Source organism: Streptomyces avidinii (assembly GCF_045161815.1).
GTDB classification, from domain to species: Bacteria; Actinomycetota; Actinomycetes; order Streptomycetales; family Streptomycetaceae; genus Streptomyces; species Streptomyces avidinii.
Genome location: NZ_CP108863.1, coordinates 7,402,090 through 7,418,847, shown reverse-complemented (window position 1 = coordinate 7,418,847; position 16,758 = coordinate 7,402,090). Strand labels below are relative to the sequence as shown.

The 16,758-nt window shown below is 69.8% G+C and carries 15 protein-coding genes; 9 read left to right on the top strand and 6 right to left on the bottom strand.

The window, feature by feature from the left end; all coding sequences use genetic code 11:
- Positions 1 to 6 precede the first annotated feature (6 nt).
- From OG373_RS33385 to OG373_RS33365, 5 genes are all read right to left on the bottom strand, one after another.
- The gene (locus OG373_RS33385; RefSeq protein ID WP_405442193.1) at positions 7 to 429 is read right to left on the bottom strand and encodes a pyridoxamine 5'-phosphate oxidase family protein; all 423 of its coding nucleotides are present in this window, start codon (positions 427 to 429) and stop codon (positions 7 to 9) included.
- Positions 426 to 2,081 (bottom strand): SulP family inorganic anion transporter, encoded by a 1,656-nt coding sequence (locus tag OG373_RS33380; protein WP_405444287.1) that lies wholly within the window; start codon positions 2,079 to 2,081, stop codon positions 426 to 428. Before OG373_RS33380 ends, OG373_RS33385 begins: the two co-directional genes overlap by 4 nt.
- A gap of 74 nt (positions 2,082 to 2,155) precedes the next feature.
- Positions 2,156 to 2,497, bottom strand: coding sequence for an ArsR/SmtB family transcription factor (locus tag OG373_RS33375; protein WP_374772811.1), 342 nt, complete (start codon positions 2,495 to 2,497; stop codon positions 2,156 to 2,158).
- Between the two features lie 721 nt (positions 2,498 to 3,218).
- A complete protein-coding gene (locus OG373_RS33370; RefSeq protein ID WP_189968603.1) occupies positions 3,219 to 3,578 on the bottom strand; it encodes a helix-turn-helix transcriptional regulator in 360 nt (119 codons plus the stop codon).
- 189 nt (positions 3,579 to 3,767) lie between these two features.
- Positions 3,768 to 4,142 (bottom strand): hypothetical protein, encoded by a 375-nt coding sequence (locus tag OG373_RS33365; protein WP_189968601.1) that lies wholly within the window; start codon positions 4,140 to 4,142, stop codon positions 3,768 to 3,770.
- Between the two features lie 1,318 nt (positions 4,143 to 5,460).
- Between OG373_RS33365 and OG373_RS33360 the strand changes: the two genes are divergently transcribed.
- The 8 genes from OG373_RS33360 to OG373_RS33325 all read left to right on the top strand — a co-directional run bounded on the left by OG373_RS33360 (position 5,461) and on the right by OG373_RS33325 (position 14,576).
- Positions 5,461 to 7,149, top strand: coding sequence for a GMC oxidoreductase (locus OG373_RS33360; protein ID WP_405442191.1), 1,689 nt, complete (start codon positions 5,461 to 5,463; stop codon positions 7,147 to 7,149).
- Positions 7,146 to 8,693, top strand: coding sequence for a patatin-like phospholipase family protein (locus tag OG373_RS33355; protein ID WP_405442189.1), 1,548 nt, complete (start codon positions 7,146 to 7,148; stop codon positions 8,691 to 8,693). Before OG373_RS33360 ends, OG373_RS33355 begins: the two co-directional genes overlap by 4 nt.
- Positions 8,694 to 8,709: 16 nt before the next feature.
- Positions 8,710 to 10,548, top strand: coding sequence for a hypothetical protein (locus OG373_RS33350; protein ID WP_405442187.1), 1,839 nt, complete (start codon positions 8,710 to 8,712; stop codon positions 10,546 to 10,548).
- Between the two features lie 270 nt (positions 10,549 to 10,818).
- On the top strand, positions 10,819 to 11,010 hold the full coding sequence (locus tag OG373_RS33345; protein ID WP_405442186.1) for a hypothetical protein: 192 nt from the start codon (positions 10,819 to 10,821) through the stop codon (positions 11,008 to 11,010).
- A 230-nt stretch (positions 11,011 to 11,240) separates the two neighbouring features.
- Positions 11,241 to 11,867, top strand: a complete 627-nt coding sequence (locus OG373_RS33340; protein WP_405442184.1) for a 2OG-Fe(II) oxygenase — start codon at positions 11,241 to 11,243, stop codon at positions 11,865 to 11,867.
- Complete coding sequence (locus tag OG373_RS33335; protein ID WP_405442182.1) at positions 11,864 to 12,604, top strand: hypothetical protein; 741 nt, start codon at positions 11,864 to 11,866, stop codon at positions 12,602 to 12,604. The genes OG373_RS33340 and OG373_RS33335 overlap by 4 nt, the downstream gene beginning before the upstream one ends.
- A 59-nt stretch (positions 12,605 to 12,663) precedes the next feature.
- Positions 12,664 to 13,521, top strand: a complete 858-nt coding sequence (locus tag OG373_RS33330; RefSeq protein WP_405442180.1) for a glycosyltransferase family 2 protein — start codon at positions 12,664 to 12,666, stop codon at positions 13,519 to 13,521.
- A gap of 647 nt (positions 13,522 to 14,168) precedes the next feature.
- Positions 14,169 to 14,576 (top strand): FKBP-type peptidyl-prolyl cis-trans isomerase, encoded by a 408-nt coding sequence (locus tag OG373_RS33325; protein WP_405442178.1) that lies wholly within the window; start codon positions 14,169 to 14,171, stop codon positions 14,574 to 14,576.
- Positions 14,577 to 15,019: 443 nt separating this feature from the next.
- On the opposite strand, the gene OG373_RS33320 is transcribed toward OG373_RS33325, so the two are convergent.
- Positions 15,020 to 15,655, bottom strand: coding sequence for a PASTA domain-containing protein (locus OG373_RS33320; protein WP_405442177.1), 636 nt, complete (start codon positions 15,653 to 15,655; stop codon positions 15,020 to 15,022).
- A 613-nt stretch (positions 15,656 to 16,268) separates the two neighbouring features.
- On the opposite strand from OG373_RS33320, the gene OG373_RS33315 reads away from it, so the two are divergent.
- Positions 16,269 to 16,757, top strand: a complete 489-nt coding sequence (locus tag OG373_RS33315) for a lamin tail domain-containing protein (protein ID WP_405442175.1) — start codon at positions 16,269 to 16,271, stop codon at positions 16,755 to 16,757.
- The last annotated feature ends 1 nt before the right edge of the window (position 16,758 follow it).

The following is a 16,758-nucleotide window of genomic DNA, read 5'->3' as shown; positions in this document are numbered from 1 at the left end:
GGACGGTCACCGGCCCACCCCGTTCACGGTGCGGGCCAGGCGGAACCCGGACACGGACTGCGGGTGCAGGCGCAGCAGGGTGTCATGAGGGCCGTGGGCCCAGCCGGGCAGGGTGCGCCGGTAGTGGGCGGCCTCGTCGGGGTCGGCGATGACATCGGCCGGGCCGTGGGCGCTGACCGTCCAGCCGGTCCCGGCCGGGCTGCGGATCTCGTCGACCTGGTAGGTCAGCAGCGCCCGGCCGGGGATGGTGGCGGCTTGTACGGGGGCCCGGACGACGAGGCGTCCGTACTCCATCACGTGTGCGGCGGGGCGGACGACGGCCACCTCCCGCCGGATGTAGACGAGTCGGCCCTGGGCGGAGCCCTCGAGGAGCCAGAGAGCCTCGGTGCCGGAGACCTCGATCATGCGGAGGTCGGCGGGGACGGTCATCGTGCGGCCTTCCGGATGCGGTGCGGTCGGTGGTGCGGACGGGGCAGCAGTCCTACCCACTCCAAGTGCTTGCGGGCGCCGGCGATCGCCTCGGGGGTGGTGGCGAACTCCCGGCCCTCCAGACGCAGCAGCTCCAAGGCTCCAACGGCGTCCAGGGCCTGGCGCTGGCGGGGCCGGATACCGGAGGTCATCACGGCGATGCCGCGCCGGTTCAGCTTCTCCACGGCGTCCTTCAGGACGAGGGCGCCGGTGGCGTCCAGGGTGGTCACTCTCGCCATGCGCAGGATGACCACCTTTACGTCGGAGACCTCGGAGAGTTCGAGGAGGAAGCGGTGGGCGCCGGCGAAGAAGAGGGGTCCGTCGATGCGGTAGGCCACGATGTGCTCCGCCAGCAGGGCGTGTTCCTCGTCGCTGTGCTCGCCGGGCAGGTCCGGTCGGAAGTCGACCTGCTCCATCCGGGCCTGGCTCGCCACCGCCTTCAACGCGAGTGCGCCCGCGACGACGAGGCCGGTGATCACCGCGTACACGAGGTCAAGGATCAGGGTGGCGGCGGCGGTCAGGACGAGCACGACGGCATCCGAGCGGGTCGCCCTCACCATCGCTCTCAGCGAGCCGACCTCGACCATCCGGATCGCCGTCGCCAGCAGCACCCCCGCGAGCGCCGCGAGGGGGATCTTTGATACGAGCGGGGCCGCGGCGAACACGATCACCGCCAACACAGCGGCGTGGGTCAGCGCGGCCAGCCGGGAGGAAGCGCCGGTGCGGACGTTGACCGCGGTCCGCGCGATGGCAGCGGTGGCGGGGACGCCGCCGAAGAGCGGAGCCGCCAGGTTCGCGATGCCCTGACCGAACAGCTCCTTGTCCGGATCGTGCCGCTGCCCCACCGTCATCCCGTCCGCCACGGTCGCCGACAGCAGCGATTCGAGGGCGGCCAGAGCGGCGACGGCCACGGCGGGGGCGAGCAGCGAGCCGAACGCCGAGGCGTCGAGGAAGCCGAGGGAGGGGGCGGGGAGCCCGGAGGGCAGGTCACCGATGGGGGCCGCCGCGTCGAGGCGGAAGAGCTGCGCGATCACGGTGGCGGCGATCACCGCGACGATCGAGAACGGGATCCCCGGCTTCCACCGCGCCCCGGCCAGCATCACCGCCGCGACACCCGCGGAGAGGCCGATCGCCGTCCAGTTCGGGAAGGCAACGAACTCCACGAGTGCCTGCCAGGCTACGAGCAGGACCTTCTCGCCCTCCGGCTTGTCGACGCCCAGTGCATTGGGTATCTGCTGGAGGCCGATCACGCACGCGATGCCGAGGGTGAACCCCTCCACCACCGGGGCCGGCACGTACCGCATGTACTGCCCGGCCCGCAGCAGGGCGAGGCCGATCAGGAGGACACCGGCCATGAGGCCCACGGTGAGGACGCCGCCGGGCCCGTACTGGGCGACGATCGGCACCAGGACCACGGTCATCGCACCGGTCGGTCCGGACACCTGAAGATTCGAACCGCCGAACAAGGCGGCGAGCGCGCCCGCGACCACGGCGGTGGCCAGCCCCGCCGCCGCGCCCAAGCCGGAGGAGATCCCGAATCCGAGGGCGAGAGGAAGGGCGACGATCGCCACGGTGAGACCGGCCAGCAGGTCCCGGCGGGGGCTGCGGGCCATGACCACGTAGTCGGCCCGGGCGGGTAGGACGGAGCGGACCCGGCCCAGCACGGCCGTCACCGCAGTATTCACGGTCACGGGGCCGGGACCTCGGACTCGCGCAGTTCCTCCAGCAGCTCGCTCTGCCCGGTCAGCACCTCGGTCAGGATCCGCCGCGCCGCCAGCATCAGCTGCGCGACGTCCCCGCCCGCCAGTGCGTAGACCACGGTCGATCCGTCGCGGGTCGAGGTGACGATCCCCGAGCGCCGAAGGACCGCGAGCTGCTGGGACAGGGCAGAGGGCTCGACCTCAATCGCGGCCAGCAGGTCCCGTACCGGCATCGGCCCGTCCTGCAACAGCTCCAGAACCCTTATCCGCACCGGGTGCCCGAGCATCCGGAAGAACTCGGCCTTGGCCTGATACAGCGGAACCGGCATGGCCTCGCACCCTTCTCACCACCCCGATCGGGGCAAGTGCCTGGTGCCGTGCCCGCGGCTACCTACGAACACAACAATCACAGCATCTATGAAATTGCAGACTTCTGCAATTCGCAGATACTGCGACCCGACCCCGGATGTGGGGGTAGCGTTCGGCCGGGACCTCGCCGCCACCCCCGTCGGCGAGGTCACCCTCCGGCGGACGACCCGCCTCCATGGCGCTGACCACCACCCTCTCGTCGGTGCACCTCCCGCAAGAGAGCTGGGCTTCGGCTCGGGCATCACGTGCTGGCGCCGTCTGGCGGGAACCAAGGTCGAACACCTGCCGCAGAGCGGGAGAACGCCTGGCTCCCCCAAGGCGGACGCAGCGGTGCGTGCCGCCATCTGTCGCTTCCACCGGTGGACCGTCCTCGCTCAGCGGGACGGCCGGCAGGTGCCCGGCGTAGTCCGCGAGCATTCGCACGAGGTCGACGTCCGCTTCGTACAGGGGTCGGTCGCCGCGCCCGGTTCGCTACACGACCCCGGTTGGCACCACCGCCGACGGCCCACCGCTGCTCCGCGCCGGGATGCGGATACCGGGGATCGGTCAGGTACGCAGGACGCCGCCGAGCCCAAGCCGCGCCTCGGTGACGCCGAACGGGGGCGCTGCCCGGGCTCCGGACGCAAGAGCACCCAGGCATACCCGGAGGCGGATTTTTGTGGGCTGGAGCTGGCCTGACCGTCACAGTGCGGGCGGACCCGTTTGCACGGAGGCGTCGGTGTGCCGGAGTTCGGCGAGCAGCTCGCTCTGTCCGGCGATCAGTGAGGTGAGGATGCGCCGTGCGGCGCGCAGGAGTTCTGCCACGTCGCCGCCGGCGAGAGCGTAGCTGACGGTGGAGCCTTCACGAATGGAGACCACAATGCCGGAGCGGCGCAGTACCGCGAGCTGCTGGGAGAGGTTGGACGGTTCGATCTCGATCTCGTTCAGGAGTGCGCGTACAGGTACGGGGCCGTTCTGGAGCAGTTCCAGTACTCGGATCCGGACGGGGTGTCCGAGCATGCGGAAGAACTCCGCCTTGGCCTGGTACAGCGGTACCTGCACGACAACACTCCCACCCGGGTTCGACCGTTCCGAGGCCCGTCGGCCCAAACTGCCGGATCTTCGATCCGCTGCTCCCGCCATCCTCCCGCCTCCCGGCTCCGGCCTGCCCTTGGCTGGTCACATTCAAATGTGCCGAGTTGAAGATTCTTTCAACTTCTGGGCATACGGGAGCCGGGAAACAGGAGGCCCTTACAGCTCCAGCTCCGCCTCGATACGCCTGAGCTGGTGCCGGGCCATCGCGAGGTTCGCCCGGCCCTTGTCCAGCACGATGTACAGGAACAGGCCGTTGCCCCCGCGGCCCCTGATCAGCCGGAGGAGGTGGTACTGGCTGCCGAGGGTGATCAGCACATCCTCGATGTCGTCCTTGAGGCCCAGCATCTCCATGGTGCGGACCTTCGCCCGGATCACGTCGGTGTTCCCCGCCGCCGCCACCGTCAGATCGAGGTCCTTGCCCCCGCCCAGCGTTCCCAGTGCCATGCCACTCGTGTAGTCGACCAGTGCGGCCGCCACGCTCCCCTCGATCGAGGTCATCGCCTCCTTCAGAGACGTCTCAACAGTCAGCATTAGTGCTCGCTCCCTCTGTTCTCGACGACCCCGGCCGGCTTCATGATCCGGCCTTGGGATGACCGCAGACGCTACCCACCGGCCGCCAGGAGTACGGGAACATCGGGAATCCCCGCCGGAATCGATCCGCCGTCCCCTAGGATTCAGCCCTTCGAAGTCCGGGCTGCAAGGCTGAGAGCACGGTGACGAAGGCGCACGGACGCCCGCGCCCGGCGGCAAGAACATGACTGGACGGCCGCTCGGACCGTGGACAGCAGGCTGCCCGGCCCGCACGCGCCTCCGCTCCCCGCTCACCCGCATGCCACTTCCGGCACCAATGTGCCCAGCAGCCCTGCCCGCCCGCCGATCGGGTCCATCGGCCGACCGCCTGCGATCCTCGAATGACGGACCGCGAAGCCATGCGGTCAGCCTCACGCGAGCGTGTCGGACGCGATCTCGCCCCCTGCCATGCCAATGTTGACGCTCCGGCTCCGCCTGCTGGCATGGCGGGTCCGCCCGGAGGTACGCGACGCGCCGGCAAGGAGTCGTGGTTGCACCGCTGGGCAAAGCAAGATCCGGGCCAGCTGCGGGCCAGCACCGGACGATCGACTACGCATCGCGCTATTTCTCCTGTTCAGGAGCAGTGCGGCGTCTGTACCAGCAGCACTCGAAGAATCTCCTCGTGTCGTACTCGCCGAAGAAGCTCGGCTTCTTCTACTCGGCTTCTTCTAGAGGCACGGAAAAGGGCGCCTGCCCTGGGCTTTCGCCTGGCAGGCGCCCTGTAGCCGCCGATCAGCGCAGGAGGTGTCATGCGCTGTAACCCCCAGTTCATCCCTCAGCCATCCCACTCCTGACCGGCCCTTCCGGTCCATCTCCGGTCCAAGTCGGGTCCGACTGAGGGGGTGGCACCCCGACTGACGCGGTCCCACTCCTCCGGCCGGGATCACGGGCCGGGCGACCCGGGTCCACACTCCAGCGGCGCGTCGATCAGGATCTCGCGTCCGATCCGGTCCTCCCTCATGAGGGAATCCTCTCCACCTGGGGTGGGCCGCCGGCGACTGGGCCGATGAGTGGAGCAACTCCCGGGCCGCGCTTCGGTCGACGAGGAACAACCAGACGGTTGCGTATCGCTGCGTGCGGGCACAGCGCACCCGGCCCTCGCCGACGGCTCCGTCCCCACCGCGTCGGCGCACGAACACCCTGACCGGTGATGACCGACGCTTCGACATGCGCTTCACCACACGCAGGTGAACCATGGAGAGAGGTCGCGCGTGCGGCAGCCGCAGACGAGGGAAAAGTCAGGCAGCTGTTCCGGCTCCGATCTCCAGAGGTGGCGAGCGTGGACGTTTTCGATGCCGTCGTCGTCGGTTCGGGTTTCGGCGGGTCCGTGACGGCGTTTCGCCTGGCCGACGCCGACCTGAGCGTATGCGTCCTCGAAAGAGGGAAGCCGTTCCCGCCCGGGTCCTTTCCCCGCAGCCCCCACGAGGCGGCCAAGAACTTCTGGGACCCCGATTCCCGGTTGTACGGGATGTACGACATGTGGAGCTTCTCGAAGATGGACGCGCTCGTGTCCAGTGGGCTGGGCGGGGGGTCGTTGATCTACGCGAACGTGCTGATCCGCAAGCCGGAGAGCTGGTTCGTGCACGAGTCGTTCGACGGCGGCTACGAGAACTGGCCCGTCACCCGTGAGGACCTCGATCCGCACTACCGATCCGTCGAGACCACGCTGGGCGCGCGGAAATACCCCTTCGACGTGGAGCCCTATCGGAGCACACCCAAGACCCTCGCCATGCGCCAGGCGGCCGAGCGGCTGGGTCTTCCGTGGGAACTTCCGCTGCTGGCCGTCTCCTTCGGGGACCCCCCGGTGCCCGGCGCCCCTCTCGACGGCGGCGAGGACAATCTGCACCACAGCCCGCGCTATGCGTGCCGGCTCGTCGGCGAATGCGACCTGGGCTGCAACTTCGGCAGCAAGAACAGTCTGGACTTCACCTACCTCAGCGCCGCGCACCGGCTCGGGGCTGACATCCGGACCCTCTGCGAGGTCCGCTCGTTCGAACCGGTCCGAGAGGGCTTCCAGGTCTCGTACATCGAGCACCGCGCAGCCAGGGACGAGGATCCGTCGGCTCCTCCCGTACCGCGGACCGTCAGGGCCAGGCGGCTGGTCCTCTCCGCCGGCACGCTCGGCACGACCTATCTGCTGTTGCGGAACCGCAGCGCCTTCCCCGCGCTCAGCCCGGCGCTGGGCACACATTTCTCCGGGAACGGGGACTTCCTCGGGCTGGTGATCAAAGCCCGGGAGATGAGTCAGGACCGGCCCGGGGAAACGATGCCGCACCTGATGGAGCCGAGTTTCGGACCAGTCATCACGAGTGCGATGCGGGTGGACCGCAAGGGAACCGGCGAGAGGGACCGGGGGTTCTACATCGAGGACGCCGGGTACCCGGAATTCCTCAACTGGCTCGTCGAACACAACGTCCTCACGATGTCCAACCGGGTCGCGAGATTCCTACTGCGCCGAGGGTGGTCGCAGCTGACCAGTACCGCACGCAGCCGTGTGGGACGACAGCTTGGTGATGCCATGGGCAAGGGGCTGTTCACCGCGACGTCCCTGCCGCTGCTCGGCATGGGAAGAGACGTCCCCAACGGCCGGATGTTCCTCCGGGACGGGCATCTGGACCTCGACTGGAGACTGGCCGCGTCCGATCAGTACTTCGACCAGATGAACGCGACCATGGAGCGCGTGTCCCGCAGTCTCGGCGGACGCTACGCGGCGAATCCCCTGTGGTTGCTCAACCGCCTCATCACCGTGCATCCCGTGGGCGGCGCTCCGATGGGGCACACCGCGAGGGAAGGCGTGGTGGACTCCTTCGGCCGCGTGTACGGCTACCCGGGACTGTCGATCGCCGACGGCTCGGTGCTGCCCGGCCCCGTCGGCCCGAACCCCTCGCTCACCATCGCCGCGCTGGCCGACCGGTCGGCCATTCGCATCGTCGAGGACCACCGGCAGAACTCTGAGAGCCCCTCATGACGACCGGACAGGGCACCACGCCCCGCAGCGGATCCCCGCGCAGGTCTCTCCTCCTCGCCGGCGGCGGGCTGAAGGTGGCCTACCAGGCCGGCGTCCTGCAGGTCCTGCTCGACGAGGCCGAGTTGACATTCGACCACGCCGACGGCGCCAGTGGAGGCGTGTTCAACCTCGCGATGTACTGCCAGGGGATGTCCGGGCGCGAGATCGCGGACAATTGGCGCACGCTCTCTCCGCTGAAAGGCGTCACCCCGAACTGGCGCGAGCTGGCGAAGGGGCCCTACGCCCGTTCCCTCTTCACCCTGGACGGCTATCGGCGTCGCGTCTTCCCGGTCTGGGGACTGGACTGGGAGCGGATACGGGCCACCGACCGTGAAGCCACCTTCAACCTCTACAACTTCAGCGCCAACGAACTGGAGCCGGTGACCGCCGACCGCATGGACGAGGACCGGTTCTGTGCCGGGGTGGCCCTGCCCATGTGGTTCCCTCCGGTCGTCATCGACGGGCAGACGTACATCGACCCGGTCTATCTGACCGACGCGAACGTCGAGGAGGCGATCCGGCGGGGCTGCGACGAACTGTGGATCATCTGGACGGTCAGCCGAAGGCACCGCTGGCGCAACGGCTTCGTGGCCAACTACTTCCACATCGTCGAGACGACGGCCAACGGCCGGCTTCAACACTGGCTGCGCCGGGTCGAGGCCAGCAACGCCGCCATCCGCAACGGGGAGGAGGGAGAGTTCGGGCGCCCGATCGAGGTCCGGCTGCTGAGCGGCGAGGTCCCCTTGAACTACCTCATCAACTTCAGCCGGGACCGTTTCGCCCAGGCCGTGGAACTCGGAGTCCAGCATGCGCGCCGCTGGTGCACGGACCAGGGGATCTCCTGGAAGCCTGGAGTACCTCCCGGCCGCCCCGACGACCCGACCCGCATGCGCTTCACCGAACGCATGGTCGGCCGTGTCGTCCTCGGGGAGGACGACGCCCGGCAGGCGGCCTCGTCGGCGGGCGGAACCGCCGCTGACATCGCCCTGCACCTGACCGTCGACATCAAGGGAATGGACCGCTTCCTCTCCGGTCCCGAGCACGAGGCCGAGTTGCGCGGAGAGATCCTCTGCCAAGAGCTGGGCGGGCGCCTTCCGGTCGAGCGCGGAACCTTCCAACTGTTCGTGGAGCACTCCGACCCTCAGCACCTGCGGATGCGCTACCGTCTGTTCTTCAGCGACCGGGCCGGTCACCGGCTCACCCTCAGCGGGTACAAGGATGTCAGCGAGGACTCCCGTCGGGGGATCTGGAAGGACACGTCCGTCCTCCACACGCACGTTTTGCGTGGTCACGTCGACGCCGACGAGGAGTCCGGAGCCCAGTCGGTGGCCGTGGGCAGCGTTCACATCCGCCCCGCCGACTTCTTGAAGCAACTCACCACCTTCCGGGTCGAGGCGCCGACGCTGCGCGGCAGGGTGACCACCCTGGGACGGTTCGGGCAGTTCTTCCTCGGCAAGCTGTGGGACGTGTACGCGCAGAACGTGCTGCCCTGGTCTCCACTGTGACCGAGGAGGAGCCGAAGTGGACTTCCATGAGCTGCGCAGACACGCGGATGACCTCCGATTCACTCCGCAGGAGCCGGTGCGCTGGCTCGCGCCGAAGGAGCTGGCGCGTACAGCGGTCAAGGTCTGCCTGGCCGCCGTCTTCGCCGACTACTCGGACAAGCGAGAGATCCAAGGCTCGCTGGAGGCCGGTCTCCTGCGGGCGCCGTTGGCGGATCCCGGCGCCGAGGAGATCTGGATCGATTTCGTCGCGGACCTCGGCGACGGATTCGAGGCGACGGCCTCGGTGGCATCCGCCCTGGGGGCGGACCGACTCGCCTTCGACGGGCCCGGCTCGCTCCCCCGTGGCTCGCTGCTCGTCCTCGGCGGGGACCAGGTGTACCCGGTGGCGTCGGCGACCGCCTACGAGGACCGGATGAAAGGGCCCTACCGCGCGGCGCTCCCATCGGCTCCGAACGAGCCGCTCATGGTCGCGCTGCCGGGCAACCACGACTGGTACGACGGACTCACCGCGTTCCTGCGGATGTTCGCCCAGGAAAGCGTGATCGGCGGCTGGCAGACCCGGCAGACCCGGAGCTACTTCGCCGTGGAACTGCCGCAGCGCTGGTGGCTCGTCGGGCTGGACAGCCAGCTCGGCACCTACTTCGACGATCCGCAGCGGCGCTACTTCGAGACCCACCTCGCGCCGCGGCTGCGTCCGGGTGACAGCGTCATCGTCTGTTCGGCCGAGCCCACCTGGGTGAGGAGCGACGAGAGGCCCGACGCCTTCAACTCCCTGCACTGGTTCGACCGCAACATCGTGCGGTCCCGCTTCGACCGGACGACCCGGAAGCACGAGGAGACGGGCGCCTCGATCCGGTTGTGGCTGACCGGCGACAAGCACCACTACGCCCGCTACGCGGAGCGGCTGCCCGATGACGGGGCCGGGGCCGACGACGCTCTGCCCCCGGACCCCCGGCGGCGCCAGATGGTGACGTGCGGCCTGGGCGGCGCGTTCCTCTCGTCCACCCACAGGCTCCCCAAGGCCCTGCCCCTGCCGCCTGCCACCTCACGCATGCAGAAGAAGGACCACCCGCCGACGGCGTTCGCCCTCGCCCAGCACACGTACCCGGACGCGGCGGAGTCCCGCTCGCTCGCCCGCGCGATCGCCAAGCCCTGGTCACGGTACTGGCTCCCGCGGCGCAACCCCGGATTCGCCGTCCTGGCCGGGGCGGTACAGATGGCGCTCGTCCTGATCACGAGCGCCGCGTTCGCGCTGGCCGAGGGCCGACACAATCCCGTCGGGGCCCTGCGGAGCGCCGACGCCGACGACCTGCTCGGCCTGCTCTGCGCGAGTGCCGCCCTCTTCGTCCTGCCGTTCGTGATCGGCTGGTGGAGGGGGCTGCTGCGCGAACGGCGCCCCAGAGCGCCGTCCGGTCCGGTCGTGGCCGTGCTGTTCCAGACGGCGGTCGCCGCCGCGGCCCTGACCGTCACCGTCGCCATCGCCCGGTCGATCCCGTCCTCCTCGAACGGCTTCGCGTTCCTGGCGATCCTGCTGGTCGTCGCCGCCGTGATGGGCGCTTCCCTCGGCTCCCAGCTCTTCGCCCTGTGGGTGCTGTGGACGAACCGGGGCCTGGTCGCCGACTGGCAGATGTCCGGGCAGTCCATCGACGACCACAAGGGCTTCCTCCGGATGCACCTCGCGCGGGACGGCACGCTCACCCTCTACCCGCTGGCACTCGACGGGCCCTGCCGTAACTGGGAGTTGGACGAGGTCGCGGACGCAGAGGGCGCGTGGAAGCGTCCGGTGCCCGAGCCGACTCCGACCGTACGGCTCATCGAGGATCCCGTCGTGATCGCGCGGCACGGTCAGGGGTGACCGCGCGGAGGCACCGGACCGGGCTCGGGTGGCGTCCTGACGGGCCGTGCTCTGACAGGCCGGGCGCTCCCACGGGGTCGGTGGGACCGGTGCTGCCGACGAGGACGACGCCGGGGCCTCGTCGTTGTTCGGGGGCCACACCTCGCGGCGGCGGTTCCGCTGGTGGCCCGCCGGCGACCTCAACGGCACTGATGGTGCTCCTGGGCGCGACCGCCCTCTCGGTGTAGCCGCAGGGCAGGACCAGGCACGGGCAGCGGGTACAGCAGCGCCATGCTCCGGACACGCGGTCGGGCGCCGGTGTCGGGCCCTCAGTCCGCCCGCCCCCTCTCGCAGCACCTGGCGCTCGCAGCCTCCCTGATGTTCGGCATCGGCTGCGCCGCGGCGGTCACCCGGTTCGTCCAGCGGGTCTCCACACTGCGCACGAACCGTCGCGCCGACTCACTCAGAACAGCGATCCGGTGATCCGGTGGGCGCTTCGGGCCGGGCGGCGTGCCGACGGGCGGTGCCCGGGGGGCGATCGGCGTACCCATGTGTCGATGCCGACGGGCGGTGCCCGGGGACGATCGGCGTACCCATGTGTCGGCGTACCCGTCGGTCGGGCTAGTCCGGCGTGCGGATCGCGGTGGCCAGCGCTTGTCTGGAGGAGTCTCGTGCCACCCCATGAGACGTACGCGACCAGGAGGCGCCACGACATGCAGCCCCAGTTCAGGACGCAGAACATCGCGTCGACCGGTGGATTCCTTTCGGTCGACGAATGCGCCGACGTCATCCGGGCCATGGCGCAGGCGCCCCGGGAGCCGGCCCAGATCGTGCGCGCCGGCGAATCGATCCTGGACGAGTCGCTGCGCCTGTGCTTCGACCACCACTTCCCGGAGGACTTCAAGCGCCGCATCGGCGAACGCATGGCGTCCTATTTCGTCGACCACCGCGCGGAGTTCGACTCGGATGCGGACTACTTGTACGGCCCGTACTTCATGTCGTACGAGAAGGGCAGCTACTTCCGCGCGCACCGGGACGTGGCCAATCACAAGGACGATCCGCCCCGGCTGGCCGCCCACCGGTGGTCGCTGCTGCTCTACCTCAATGGGCGCGACGGCAACGAGGCCCTGCCGACGTTCGACGGCGGCGCGCTCACCGTCTACGAGACCGACCCGGGCCTGCGCGACCGCCGGGTGGTCGTGGTGCCGGAGCCCGGCATGCTGCTGTTGTTCCGGTCCTCCTTGATGCACGAGGTGGCGGCCGTGCGCGACGGCACGCGGTACGCGGTCGCGGGGTGGATGTCCAGTGCAGACTCCCCCGCCCTCGGAGGCCCGCGATGACCCAGCACTCCCCCGCGAACGAGTCGGTCCGGATTTCGGTGACGAAGGAGACCGATGTCGAGACGCGGACCGCGCTCGCCGCGTTCTGTCGCCGCAACCGGTATCCGTACCTCTATTCCGAGGTCCTCGAACCGCTGTTGTCCCGGAGCGGCCTGGTGCTGGCACTGGCCACGACGGAGCGGCCGTGGCCGCCCAAGGGCATCGGGTCGCAGACCGTCGAGGCCGTGGGCATCGTCTTGATCGGCAGCGAGAACCGGGCCCATCTCACCCCCGTCCTGACGGACCGGCGGAACGCCACCAACATCGGCCTCGTCGGTGCCGTGACGAAGCAACTGCTGGAGCACCTGCGCGCGGCGAACGTGCCGTCGGCCGGCTATCTGGTCCGCCAGGGCGACCGGGCTCTCGAGCGCGCGCTCGAGCAGGCCGGTTTCGCCGAGGCCGACTTCCAGTCGTCCACCGACTTCGCCGACTACCTGGAATTCTCCGCGGCGCCGCAGAAGGTGCTCGACGCGCTGAGCCTGGGCCGGCTGAGGCTCGGCGACCTGCTGGCACTCGGCCTGGACGGCGGCGAGCTCGACCGGCTGAGCTCCTACCACTTCGCGCTGAGCGCCGGGCTCACGGCCTACCTGCAGGACTCGATCCGGTACGCGGCCATGCTGCCGGGGCTGATCGACCTGGCCGCCACGTCTCCTCCCGGGGGAGTTCCGCCCGGCACGCCCGGCCCCCCGGTGGAATGACCAGCACGGCGTCCGGGGCGGATCGGGGGCCTCTTGGGCGGTCGGTGACCGTTTCGCTGGTGATCGCGAGCCTGGACGAGGGCGCGGAGCTGCACGAGACCCTGAGGTCCGTGTTCGCCGGGTCGGACGTCGCCGACGAGACCATCGTCGTCGACGACGGCGGCACCGACGGCAGTTGTGCCGCCTTGGAGGTGGAGGAGTGGCGCGCGCGAGGGGTCGTGGTACGCCGCATTCCGCGCAGCGGCGTCGCAGCGGCCCGCAACGCGGGCGCCCGGCTCGCCCGGGGCACGCACCTGCTGTTCCTGGACGCGCACTGCCGGCTGGAGCGGGACTGCCTCGGCCGGCTGCGGGCCGCGCTGGCCGCCGGACCCGATGCCGTCCTCGCACCCGCCCTGCGCGACTTCGGCGGCACGGCGCTGGGCTGCGGCGCCCGCCTGATCGACGCCGACCTGCGGGTGCGCTGGCTGCCGCCGGGGCCGGACGGCGCCCCGTACCCGGTGCCCATCGCGCCGGGCGGCTGCCTGGCGGTGCGGCGGGCGGTGTTCGAGCGGCTGGGCGGCTTCGGGGCCTTTCGCGAGCTGGGGCTTGAGGACGTCGACTTCAGCCTGCGGGCGTGGCGCGCCGGGATCGACGTGCTGGCAGTCCCGTCGGCACGGCTGGAGCACCGGTTCCGCCCGTACCCGCCCTACCGTCTGAGCTCCGCGAGCCGCGCGTACAACGTGGCACGGGTGGCCCTCGTCCATTTCGACGGCTCGCGCCGCGAGGAGTGCCTACGCAAGGTGATCGGTACGCCCAGGGCTGCGGAGGTGCTGATCGAGGCGTTCGCCGGCGACTGGGAGGTGCAACGGGGCGCCGTCGCGGCAGCGAGTGTGCGCTCCGCGGAGGCGTTCTTCGAGAGGTTCGGCGACTGGCGGTGAGCCTTGTCCAGCGTGCGCAGCGCCGCCCCGTGGGCGCACCGGGTCGGATCCGGCGTGAGGACCCGCCCACGCAGTGACCTGCCCGGCATCAGGCTGGGGTGCACGGCAATGGGGCAACCCGCTCTCACTGGCCTCATCGAGGGGCACCAGTTCTCAATCACCCGTTCAATCCCCCCACACACACAACATCCCATCGCACCCGCTCCCCCAGGGACCACGAGCACCCAGATCCGGACCATTTCCGGACCAGCCCCCTCCGAGGGGCCGCGCGAGCTGCCGTTTTCGCCGGTCAGCATGGGTGTGACTGCTGTACCACCAGCAGCCGAAGAACATGCTGGTCTCCTACTCCCCGAAGAAGCTCGGCTACTTCTGAGCGAGCAGCAAAGGTGCGCCCAACATCGGAGTTGAGGTCCGAGCCCGTCCCGCACCAGCAAGGCATGAGCATGCCGCTTGGCCCATTGAGATGCTGTAACCCGTGCGTGCGGGGTCGCGTTCATCGGCTGCGTGAAAGATCATCACGCGTGGCCGCCGGATTTGGTGTGCTCCGGGGATCGGCATTGTCGGTAGCGTGACCATCTGCTGCACGGGGTGTCCATGGGTCCGGCCGGTCCGTGCGGGGACTTTCGACGGAGAGTGATGAGGGTGCAATGAGTGAACCGACGAAGCCCAAGGTCGACGTTCCGAAGGGTGACGCTCCTACCGAGCTGACCACCCGGGACCTGATCGTCGGGGACGGGGCCGAGGTGAAGCCGGGCATGGTGGTCAGGGTCCACTATGTCGGGGTGACCTTCGAGTCCGGGAAGGAGTTCGACGCCTCCTGGGACCGCGGCGAGCCGTTCAAGTTCGCCCTGGGCAGCGGCAGGGTCATCAAGGGCTGGGACCGGGGGGTGAAGGGGATGAAGGTCGGCGGTCGGCGCGAGATCATCGTTCCCCCGCGTCTCGGCTACGGCAATCAGTCGCCCTCGCCGTTGATCCCGGCGGGCTCGACCCTGGTCTTCGTGGTGGACCTGCTCGACTCGTATTCCGGCACAACCGGGTGGAGCAGCGCCCAGTAACCCTGGCCGGTCCTCCCCTTCGGCACGCTGCGCAGCGTCCGAACGGTTCCCCTGCGACTCGTCGACCGCCGAAGACCACGAGGCGGCCGAGTTCCTCAATGGCATGCTCAGCGCCGCCGCCCGGACGCCTGAACCCGGCGGCCGCGCTCGGCGGACGGGGACGTCCTCGCCGGAATCCAGCTCGCCAGCGCCAGTCTGCATCCCGTTGAAGCGATGGCATTGCCGGCCAGGCCACAAAGCCCGACAGCCCTTGGGCAGAGCGGGGCGCAGTTGCGCCCGGGCCGGAAGGGACCGGCGGCGGACTCTGTCGCCGAGCACCGCACGCACGCACGCACGCACCAAGATCCGGACCATTTTCGGACCCGCCCCGCCAGAAGGCCGCACGTCGGATCTACGACCCATGACGGGGTACACCCCACCGGCTTTACAACCGAGTGCAACACCTACGGGCAGGACTCATCCGCCTTGGCGACGGTGAACGCGACCGGCTGCCCGGTCAGCGCGGTGCCCTGCTTCGGGTCCTGCGAGCAGACCTTCCAGTTCGACTCCTGAAGGACCATGCGGCCCTGCAGCGCGTCCTTCACCGTGATGCTCGCGTTGGAGGGCAGCGCGCCGCGGACGGCCTTCATGCCCTGCCCGACGAAGTCCGGCATCGTGCTGCCGGCCGGCTTCGGGGCGGGCGCTTCGGCGGCCGGGCAGGACTCCTCCAACTTCACGGCGCCGAAGTCCACGGTGCTGCTCGTGTCGACCTTCGCACCGGCGGCGGGTGTCTGGCTGCAGACCTTCCAGTTCCGGTCGAGGGCCTGGAGCCGGTCGCGGCCGAGGGCGTCGTGGGACTTGAGGAGGGCGAACCCGGCGGCCTGCGCTTCGTCCTGGGCGGTCTGGAGGCCCTTGCCGACGAAGTCGGGAAGGGTGGCGGTCTTCGCGGTGGGCGCGGAGCCGGCCGGCGCCGGGGCGGCGGGCGCGGGCGTGCTGGGCGCGGCAGGCTTGTTGGTGTCGGCGGACTGCGGGTTGCATGCGGTGAGGGCGAGGAGTGCGGCGACCGTGGCGGCGAGGGCGGCGGTGTGGTGTGTGCGCATCGCGCCATGGTGGCTGATGCGCAGAGAGTGTGTGGTGGCTGTCATGTCCTTGTGACGCGCGAAAGCCGCGCGCGGTGGCGGGTCTTCGCAACTCGGCTGCTGGGCTGGCACCGGTCCCGTCCCCGTGATCCTCAGTGCCCCGGCCACCCCGTTGAGGCTCGGAACCACGAACGCCTGCCCCGTGCGCCCGTCCGACATGCACTCCTTGGACAGCGCCCATGAGGACTGCCACGAACCCCACACATCAGCGCGGGGGCACGTAACTGTGTGCGAGGAAACGGCAGAAGTGCCTGTTACGTGAGCCTGAACCCATTTGGCGCACCGCACACGGCCTGGCGCGAATGAACTGCTTATGTGGCCGAAACCCCCTGGCTTCGGCATCCCGCGGGCTGCCACCCCGTCCGGCCCCGTTCGCGTCAACCGGGCCCTGACGTCTGCCTCTTACAAGGGAGGGTTACGGACATGTCCGCATTGAGAAACACACATCACAGGTTGTGGCGGTTGGCTGCGGTGCGGGCCAGAGTGTCGCTTCCCGGCAGGTCGCCGGGAACCGCACGAAGCCCGGACGGCCTGCACAGGCCGGACGGGGCCGACTGTTCAAGGAGCCATCTGCATGTCTGCTTCTCCCGCCACCCGCCCGCGCCGCCTTCTCGCCGCGGCTCTGGCCGCCGGCGCCCTGGTCGGCGCTGCCGCCGTCCCGGCCGCCGCTCACGACGACGACCGGCACGGCCACCGCGGCCGGCACTCCTCGATCGTCATCGGCGACATCCAGCACGACAGCCGGGGCCGCGACAACCGCGCCCTGAACCGCGAATGGGTCGAGGTGAAGAACACCGGCCGCAACGCCGTCAACCTGCGCGGCTTCACCCTCACCGACCGGCAGGGCAACCGCTACCGCTTCGACCACCTGTACCTGGACGGCCGTTCCAGCGTCAAGGTCCACACCGGCAACGGACACGACACCCACCGCGACGTCTACCAGGACCGCCACCACAAGATCTGGGACGAGCGCGACACCGCCACCCTCCGCGACAACCGGGGCAACGTCATCGACACCGAGTCCTGGGGCCGCCGCGGACACCACGACGATCACCGTCGCTGAC